This is a genomic window from Thomasclavelia sp., assembly GCF_017889095.1.
Taxonomy (GTDB): domain Bacteria; phylum Bacillota_I; class Bacilli_A; order Erysipelotrichales; family Coprobacillaceae; genus Thomasclavelia.
Map to the genome: position 1 here is coordinate 1 of NZ_JAGHEW010000076.1, position 8018 is coordinate 8018.

Genomic DNA, 8018 nt, shown 5'->3' on the forward strand with positions numbered 1-8018 from the left:
AGGAGTGAATCTTAGAAAATATTTTAAAAACAGGGACCGCCGGGGACGAAAGGGATATGACAGTGCAAAAATGCTCAGAGCACTTCTGTTTTCAATGATGGTGAATCACACCATCGATTACCGAAAAGTGGCAACTTCATGCCGTTATGATGTAAGATTCATGCACATCATGGAATACGATATGCCAAGCCACAATGCCTTTAAAAATTTAGTCAGGTTTAAGCTTATAAAAAGTATAGATGAGATATTTATGGAAATATCTCATCATATCGGGGAGCTTATGAATGTTGATTTTTCCGTACAGTATATAGACGGTACTAAAATTGAAGCCAATGCCAATAAGAATACATTTGTCTATAAGAAAAGAATAATAAATGCAAGAGAGAAAAAATTCGAAAAAATAACACAGTCAGTCAGAGAGATCAGCGAAGAAATAGGATGGGACATTCCAATCAGAAGGCATTACTGTGCTCAGGAGATGGGAAATATGGCAGAACGGCTGATGGAAGAAATGGTCAGCAGAGGAATAGAGCCGGTATATGGACGCGGGAAGAGAAAAAGCACAGTACAGCGGTATTATGACACATTTCTGGGATATTACCAGAAACTCGCCGAATACGAAAAATGGCTTGATATTATAGGAGAAGGAAGAAGCAGCTGTTCAAAAACGGATCATGATGCCACAATGTGTGCGACAAAAATGGACTACTACAATAATACGGGAGTAACAAGAGCATGCTACAATGCCCAGATAGCAGTAAGCGGAGGAATAGTGGTAAATGCAGAACTTTATCAGAGACCGGCGGATCAGAAAACTTTTATACCGTTAATGGAAAGATATAAAAAATATATGGGAGAATATCCAAAATATCCGGTAGCTGATGCAGGATACGGGAGCTATGACAACTATATGTACTGCGTAACAAAAAAAATGGAACTGTTTATGAAATACAGCATGTATGCAAAAAAGAATGAGCCAAAATTCAAAAAAAAGAAATTTGAGACATTAAACTGGGAAACAGACAGCAGAGGATATAAAATATGTCCTGAGGGGCATGTATTTGACAGCCCAGTTGGAGAACAGTATGATGAAGAGGGAGCATATCTAAAAATAAAGCAGAAATATACGAGCATAAAAAAATGTGAAGGATGCAAAAACATAGATAAATGCTGCAAAAACGGAAGCAAACAGAGAATCCTGACAAAAGATGCGGTATTAAATGAATTTTATGAGAAAGTAGATAAAAATCTTTCAAATGAATTCGGAAAAGAACAGAAAAAACAGAGGAGCATACAGGTAGAAGGAACATTCGGAGTAATCAAGCAGGATATGGGATTTACAAGATTAAAAAGAAGAGGGCTTGAAAATACGAGAATGGAGTTTTTAATAGTATGTCTGGGGTACAATTTAAAAAAATATCATAAATACAGGATGGAAAAAATAAAAAACAGAGCAAATTAAGTACCCTTAAAGTGTGACTTAAAAAAAGACAGGCTCATTGCGCTCAAAATTCACAAAAAAACCGAAGAAAAAGTTAATGTACTAAAAAAGAAATAACAGTAAAAAATTTTTTTATCCTCAAAAATAAAAATCATATAAAAAAAGGGAAGCTGAACAAAAATCAGCTTCTAAAACTTTATTTCGTTACAGCCCCTTAGTTGTTTTGACTATGCAGCCAGTTAGAAAATAATTGTAATCCTGTTTCAATATCTTTACTATTATTGGCAAAGCCAAAACGTAAATGATATTCTTGATTAAAGCAGGCACCAGGAACAAAGAAAACACCAGTATCTTGTTGTAATTTAACACATAGCTCTTTTGATTTCATTGGTAAATGATATCTTAAAAAAGCAATCGTTCCAACTTCGGGAACAACACAATCAACTAATGGTTCACTTTTTAGCCAGTTAGTTAAGATTTCCCGGTTTTTTGTAATTATTTCTTTACTGCGTTTTAAAATTTGATCATAGTTTTCTAATACTAATGTAGCTAAATAATCAGTTAAATAACCAGTAGAGATAATGTGATAATCACGGCGATTATTGATCAGTTCAATAATTTCTTGATTAGCCTTGATCCAGCCTAATCGCAGTCCAGCAAAAGAAAAGATCTTTGAAAGTGATGAAGTACTAATTCCTAGATCATATAAATCACTAATCGATACTTCATCATTACCTAAGCCTTGATAAACTTCATCACAGAAAATATAAATATCTTTTTTACTAGCCATTTCAATTAATGAAGTTAAAAATTCCTTTGAATATTTACTGCTAGTTGGATTATTAGGATTAACTAGACAGATCATTTTCGTATTTTCTTTGATTGCCTGTTTAAATTCGTTAATATCTGGTAACCAGTTATTTTCCTCTTTTAATTCAATTAAGGTTGTTTCTACTCCAATTGACTTAGGAAATGAGTAAAACTGCTGATATGTCGGTACTACCGTAATAATATGATCGCCAGGATTTAATAAACTATATAATACTAATTCATTAGCATTAATACAGCCCTGAGCAATCGTGATATTATCTTCATTACCGGTTTGATATAAGTTACTAATTAACTTTCGTAACTTTACACTGCCAGTAATGGGACCGTAATCTAATTTAGTCGTAAATAAATTACTAATAACTTCTTCCTGGTTATTACACATAGCTAATAAGTCATTAAGACTCATTGAAGCAACACAGGTTTCCGCTAAATTATAACGGTAATTTGTTTCATGTTCACTCATCCATAGTTCAACATCAAATAAATCAATTTTCATTAATGCATCACCTTGCTTAAAAAATCAATTGCTCTTTGAGATTTAGGGTTAGTGAAAAATTCTTGAGCTGGTGCTTCTTCAATGATTTTTCCGTCTTCTAAAAAGACAACACGATCGCCAACATTACGAGCAAAGCCCATTTCGTGAGTAACGACAACCATCGTCATTCCTTCTTTTGCAAGTTCTTGCATAACTTCAAGGACTTCAATGACCATTTCTGGGTCTAAAGCACTTGTTGGTTCATCAAAAAGAATTACTTCAGGATTCATACATAATGCTCTGGCAATGGCAACTCTTTGTTTTTGTCCGCCTGATAGTTTATTAGGATATTCGTTTTGTTTATCCAACAAACCAACCCGTTGTAAATATTTTTGGGCAACTTCGATTGCTTCATTTTCCTCACGATTTAAAACATTGATTTGAGCCAAGGTTAAATTTTCTAAAACGGTTTTATGAGGAAATAAATTAAAGTGCTGGAATACAAATCCCATTTTTCTAAGTAATAAACGATAATTAACATTATCTTCACTAAACTCCTGGCCATCGATATAAATTTTTCCGGATTCTGGTTTTTCCAAACCAATAATACATCTTAACACGGTACTTTTACCAGAACCTGATGGACCAATTAAAGAAACAATTTCCCCTTTTTTTATTTCTAAAGAAACATCATCGACTGCTGTTAAATCATTAAATTTTTTGGTAATATGTTCTACTTTAATCACTGGCAGCTAACTTCCTTTCTACATATCTTCCTACATAAGAAATACTGATTGTCATAATCAAATAAAAAACGGCAGCTAAACAAAGCGGTGACATCGCATCAAAATATTGAGTTCCAATTACCTGGGCTCCTTTTAATAACTCTACTGCACCAATACAGCTAATCAAAGAAGAATCTTTGATTAATGTAATAAATTCACTGATCATTGGCGGGATAATTCGTTTAAATGCTTGTGGTAAAATAACTAACTGCATCGTTTGACGATTAGTTAAACCTAATGTTTTACAAGCTTCCCATTGGCCTTTATCAACCCCATTGATCCCACTTCTAATTAATTCAGTTGAATAAGCACCACTATTAATACTCATCGCAATAACACCAATTACATAAGTATTAATTCTTAAAATACCGCCAGTAAAGGCTGTATAAATTGATGGTACTACTGAAAATAAAATTAGAATTTGTAATAACATCGGTGTTCCCCGAATTACTTCAACATAAAAATTTCCGATTGCTCTTAAAACACGATATTTAGAGCGTTTAGCGCTAGCGCCTAAAATCCCAAAAATCATTCCAATGAAAAGGGACAGTGCCGCTATTACTAGCGAGATCACTGCTCCTTTTAATAAATAGAGAATGTTTTCAAGCGTAAATACTTTATCAAATGCTACAAACATGTCCTCTACCTCTTAATTTATTTTTCTAATTGTTTTAATCCGTATTTTTCGCATAATTGATCATAGTCATCAGAAGCTAAGAATTTTTCAATACATTTATTGATTTTTTCGATTACTTCAGTATTACCTTTTTTAGCGATAATGTAATTTTCTTCATCCATTAATGTTTCATCTAAATAAACAAAATTTCCATTATTTACATAATTTTGACCAACTGCAATATCAACGATAGCCACGTCATATTGATGAGCTGCAAGACCTGTAAAGATATCTTGAACATCATCCATACTTACAACATCAGCATTTTTTACTGTTTTAGCAGCATCTTCACCAGTTGAACCAGTTTGAGCGGCAATTTTTTTACCTTCTAGATCACTTACTGATTTAATATTAGTATCACTTGGCATTACAGCTACTTGAGCAGTAGCAGTATAAGGATCAGACCATTCAACCACACGTTTTTCATCATAAGTAAATCCAGAAATTCCTAGATCAAGTTGATCTCCTTGAAGTGAAGTGACAATATTACTAAAATCCATTTGTTTGAATTCTAATTTATATTCAACTCCTTCTTCTTCAGTTAAATAATCTTCAAATAAAGCAACCATATCGGCATCAAATCCAATGATGTTTCCATCAGTGTCTAATGATTCATACGGTGGATAATCAGGTGAGATCCCGATTGTTAAAGTTACAGAATCCTTTGAACTGTCATCCCCTTTGCCACAGGCAGTCATTGTAAACATTAAAGCAACGACCAATAAACTTTTAAATAATTTTTTCATTTTCCTTCTCCTCTCTTTTTTTGGGAAATAAAAAATCTCTTAGCCAAAGCTAAGAGACGAACATTTCCGCGGTACCACTCTTATTGATATAATTAATATATCCACTCTTGTCTTTAAAGCAGACTTACTGACTATCCTACTATTAGTTCAAATAGTCCCCTTCAAAGTGCGGTTCGTTTAATCTATTTACTAATCTTCCACCATCATTAGCTCGCTTTAAAAATCAATTAAACTACTCTCTTTTTCAACGGGTTTTGATATCTACCATTATAAAAAAATAATGATAGATGTCAATACTTTTTTAGTCATCATGTAAAAAGTTTTCTTTAATTACAGCAATTTGTTCATTTAACATCCTTAATGGTTCGTTATATGATTCTAATTCTTCGATTGCCTCATCTAACATCTTGTTAGTTTCTTCGATCTTTTTAAGATTATCACGATACTGCTTTGAATTCTTACGTTTTTGTTCCTCGCTTTTAAGCAGGAAAAAACAGCCTAAAATCAATAAAGCAAAAATTCCAACAATAATACCTAACCATTTTAATATTTCCATCTTATCTCACCTAACTTTAGTATACCACAATTAATCGATCCAGCCAAAATGTTTACAAGCAAACTCAATTCCATCTTCCTGATTAGATTTAGTTACAAATGTTGCTGCCTGCTTTACTTCATCAATCGCATTTCCCATCGCAATTGAACATGGCGCCTGTTTGATCATCGAAATATCATTAATTCCATCACCAAAAACAACAATATCCTTACTATCACCATGCATTAACTCAACCATTTTTAAAATACCTTGATATTTTTCAATTGGTTCAACAATCAACTGATCACCATGATAACGCATATAGCCTAATTTATGGATCGCTTTTAACATTTTTTCTTGTTCAACATTTGCCCGAATAAAGATTTTAAAAATCTCTTTTACCTGATGAAAATCCAAATTTTCATCAATCACTAACTCTCCAGGAACATGATAATTAGCTATCCAGTCATTACAGCTATAAAGTTTTGGATTATCACCTAAAGAAACAGCAAAAGGAAAATGATTTTGTAAACATTCATCAATTATTTCTAAACAAATTTGACGATCTAACGGTTCAATTCCAAGTAACTTTCCATTGACAACCAAACCATTACCACCATCACAAACTAAATTATCAATCTTCGAGATTTTACTAAATTCCATTGCCATCCAATGAGCTCTACCGGTTGCTATTGCTACAAAATGGCCATTAGCTCTAAGTTTATCTAGTGTTTTATATGTTGATGGTAAAATAATGCCACCTGGATTACTATTAGTTAATGTACCATCAATATCAAAAAAGAAATACTTCCCCATATTTTCACCATCCTATTTTAAATTATAACAATTTTAATAATTATTTAATCAGTTAGTATGCTTATTATAACATATTATAAGATTTGAGCGCTATAATTTCCAATGAAGTTTTATTGGTTAAACTATTATATTAATATAAATTTTGTTATAATTAAAAGGGAAGAACGCTAATATAACTGAAAGAAGGGAAAATAATGAAACGACAAGCAATCATACTAATCATCATTTATTTGATCATCATGTTATTAGGGGCAATTTGGTGTCAATTATCTTTTAATTTTAATAATGATATAAAACAGTTAATTATCAAAAGTTTAATTTTTGGAATAGCTAGTTATGGATTATTTATAATATTTGTTATTTTAAAGAAAACTAGACTAATAAATAAACTACTAACCCGTTTTCGCTTTACCGTAACTTACATCAATTATCTTTATTTAATCGTTTTTTTAGTAGAAGCAATGATTGGACTAGTAATGGTCTTTGTTTTCAAAGAATATCTTTATGCCTATACATTTTTACCAGTTTTAACAGCCTTACATGCAACTAAGTTATCTAAAGACTTGCTTGATAATTATCATGTTTATTAATTGTATAAAATAATCGTGGGTCAATTAACTCACGATTATTTTATCATCTTATTAATAAATTGATGCAGTTTCTTTAAATTATCTTCATCAACATAATAACAAGTATTATCTATATAAAACAAATCACCAATCAAATAAGCATTATACATATACTTTTCATCATTATCATAACACCCAAATAAAACAAACCAGCCTTTAACCATTTCACTATCTTTCACTTCTTCAAGTTGTAAATTATTAATTAACTCAATAAAATCATCAACCTCATTAGATGACATTCCATCTTCGACAATACCATTTTCCGTAGTTATCTTATAATTTATATAACAAACATTTTCAAAAAGTTTATTATCTTTTTTTCCAACATTTTTAACAATAAACAAACCACCTAAAATGATAACAACAATAAAAATATATATTTTCTTCATACCTTACACCATTACCAAAAAGCAATTATATTTCACTAAAATTATTCTTTAAAATATTATAACATTTACCTATCTTTATTTAAAACAAAAAAGTCAGTGAAAATATAATCACTGACTCATTAAATAAACTATATATAATTTTTTTGCTGCACTAATTCGCATTTTTAATGTATTTTAATTCAATCTCCCCACTATTTATTATTTTATATTTTAATTTTATTTATTAAATACTTTTCTGATAAAGATTGTTGATCTAAAATCCCAATTACCTTATTTTCAGTATCATTCATTAAAGGATCATATTTATAGTTATATAACCTTTGTAGACAGCTAACGATAATATGCCTTTGTTTTTCACTATTAGAAAGATTATCATAATCTTCAAAATAAATCATATCTAATGGTACTAAATATTCATATTGATAATATTTAGACTGTTCATAAAAATCATCAATCATCTTATCATCAATAAATAAAAAAAGGTATCCAAAAAACTCCGGACCTTCCTCGTGTATTTGATATATTTCACTGTTTTCAAGATTATCACCAAACATATATCCTTTAAAATTGAAATCCTTATAACGATAACCAAATCTATTTTTTAGATAACAATACGAATAACTGTCATCCCCGTTATCTAAATCAATTTCTTTATCATCTACAAACATTTTAATATGTTCATCATATTTAAAACT

At 30.8% G+C, this 8018-nt stretch carries 9 protein-coding genes, 1 pseudogene and 1 other annotated feature; of the genes and pseudogenes, 2 read left to right on the forward strand and 8 right to left on the reverse strand.

What is annotated here, in order from left to right; genetic code table 11:
• Window positions 1-1462, forward strand: a 1462-nt coding sequence (locus J7M77_RS03355; protein ID WP_296875994.1) for a transposase, incomplete at its 5' end; no start/stop codon positions are given.
• A 193-nt stretch (window positions 1463-1655) separates the two neighbouring features.
• Here J7M77_RS03355 and J7M77_RS03360 read toward each other — a convergent pair.
• The 6 genes from J7M77_RS03360 to J7M77_RS03385 form a co-directional block, all read right to left on the reverse strand.
• Window positions 1656-2768: an aminotransferase class I/II-fold pyridoxal phosphate-dependent enzyme gene (locus tag J7M77_RS03360; RefSeq protein WP_296875996.1), complete on the reverse strand. Its 1113-nt coding sequence runs from the start codon at window positions 2766-2768 to the stop codon at window positions 1656-1658.
• Window positions 2768-3493 (reverse strand): amino acid ABC transporter ATP-binding protein, encoded by a 726-nt coding sequence (locus J7M77_RS03365; RefSeq protein WP_296875998.1) that lies wholly within the window; start codon window positions 3491-3493, stop codon window positions 2768-2770. Before J7M77_RS03365 ends, J7M77_RS03360 begins: the two co-directional genes overlap by 1 nt.
• Entirely contained in the window at window positions 3486-4169 is a 684-nt protein-coding gene (locus J7M77_RS03370) for an amino acid ABC transporter permease (RefSeq protein WP_296876000.1), read from the reverse strand. The genes J7M77_RS03365 and J7M77_RS03370 overlap by 8 nt, the downstream gene beginning before the upstream one ends.
• 17 nt (window positions 4170-4186) lie before the next feature.
• Window positions 4187-4954 carry a transporter substrate-binding domain-containing protein gene (locus J7M77_RS03375; protein ID WP_296876002.1) on the reverse strand — a complete coding sequence of 256 codons (768 nt, stop codon included), beginning with the start codon at window positions 4952-4954 and terminating at the stop codon, window positions 4187-4189.
• A 49-nt stretch (window positions 4955-5003) separates the two neighbouring features.
• Window positions 5004-5211: a binding site (T-box leader), on the reverse strand.
• A 44-nt stretch (window positions 5212-5255) separates the two neighbouring features.
• The gene (locus J7M77_RS03380) at window positions 5256-5510 is read right to left on the reverse strand and encodes a hypothetical protein (protein WP_296876003.1); all 255 of its coding nucleotides are present in this window, start codon (window positions 5508-5510) and stop codon (window positions 5256-5258) included.
• A gap of 30 nt (window positions 5511-5540) precedes the next feature.
• Window positions 5541-6305 carry an HAD hydrolase family protein gene (locus J7M77_RS03385; protein ID WP_296876005.1) on the reverse strand — a complete coding sequence of 255 codons (765 nt, stop codon included), beginning with the start codon at window positions 6303-6305 and terminating at the stop codon, window positions 5541-5543.
• A gap of 194 nt (window positions 6306-6499) precedes the next feature.
• Between J7M77_RS03385 and J7M77_RS03390 the strand changes: the two genes are divergently transcribed.
• Window positions 6500-6895 carry a hypothetical protein gene (locus J7M77_RS03390; RefSeq protein ID WP_296876007.1) on the forward strand — a complete coding sequence of 132 codons (396 nt, stop codon included), beginning with the start codon at window positions 6500-6502 and terminating at the stop codon, window positions 6893-6895.
• Window positions 6896-6930: 35 nt separating this feature from the next.
• Here J7M77_RS03390 and J7M77_RS03395 read toward each other — a convergent pair whose 3' ends face one another.
• Together J7M77_RS03395 and J7M77_RS03400 are read right to left on the reverse strand one after the other, a co-directional pair.
• Window positions 6931-7323, reverse strand: a complete 393-nt coding sequence (locus J7M77_RS03395) for a hypothetical protein (RefSeq protein ID WP_296876009.1) — start codon at window positions 7321-7323, stop codon at window positions 6931-6933.
• Between the two features lie 203 nt (window positions 7324-7526).
• Window positions 7527-8018, reverse strand: a pseudogene (locus J7M77_RS03400) (hypothetical protein); the annotation flags it as partial.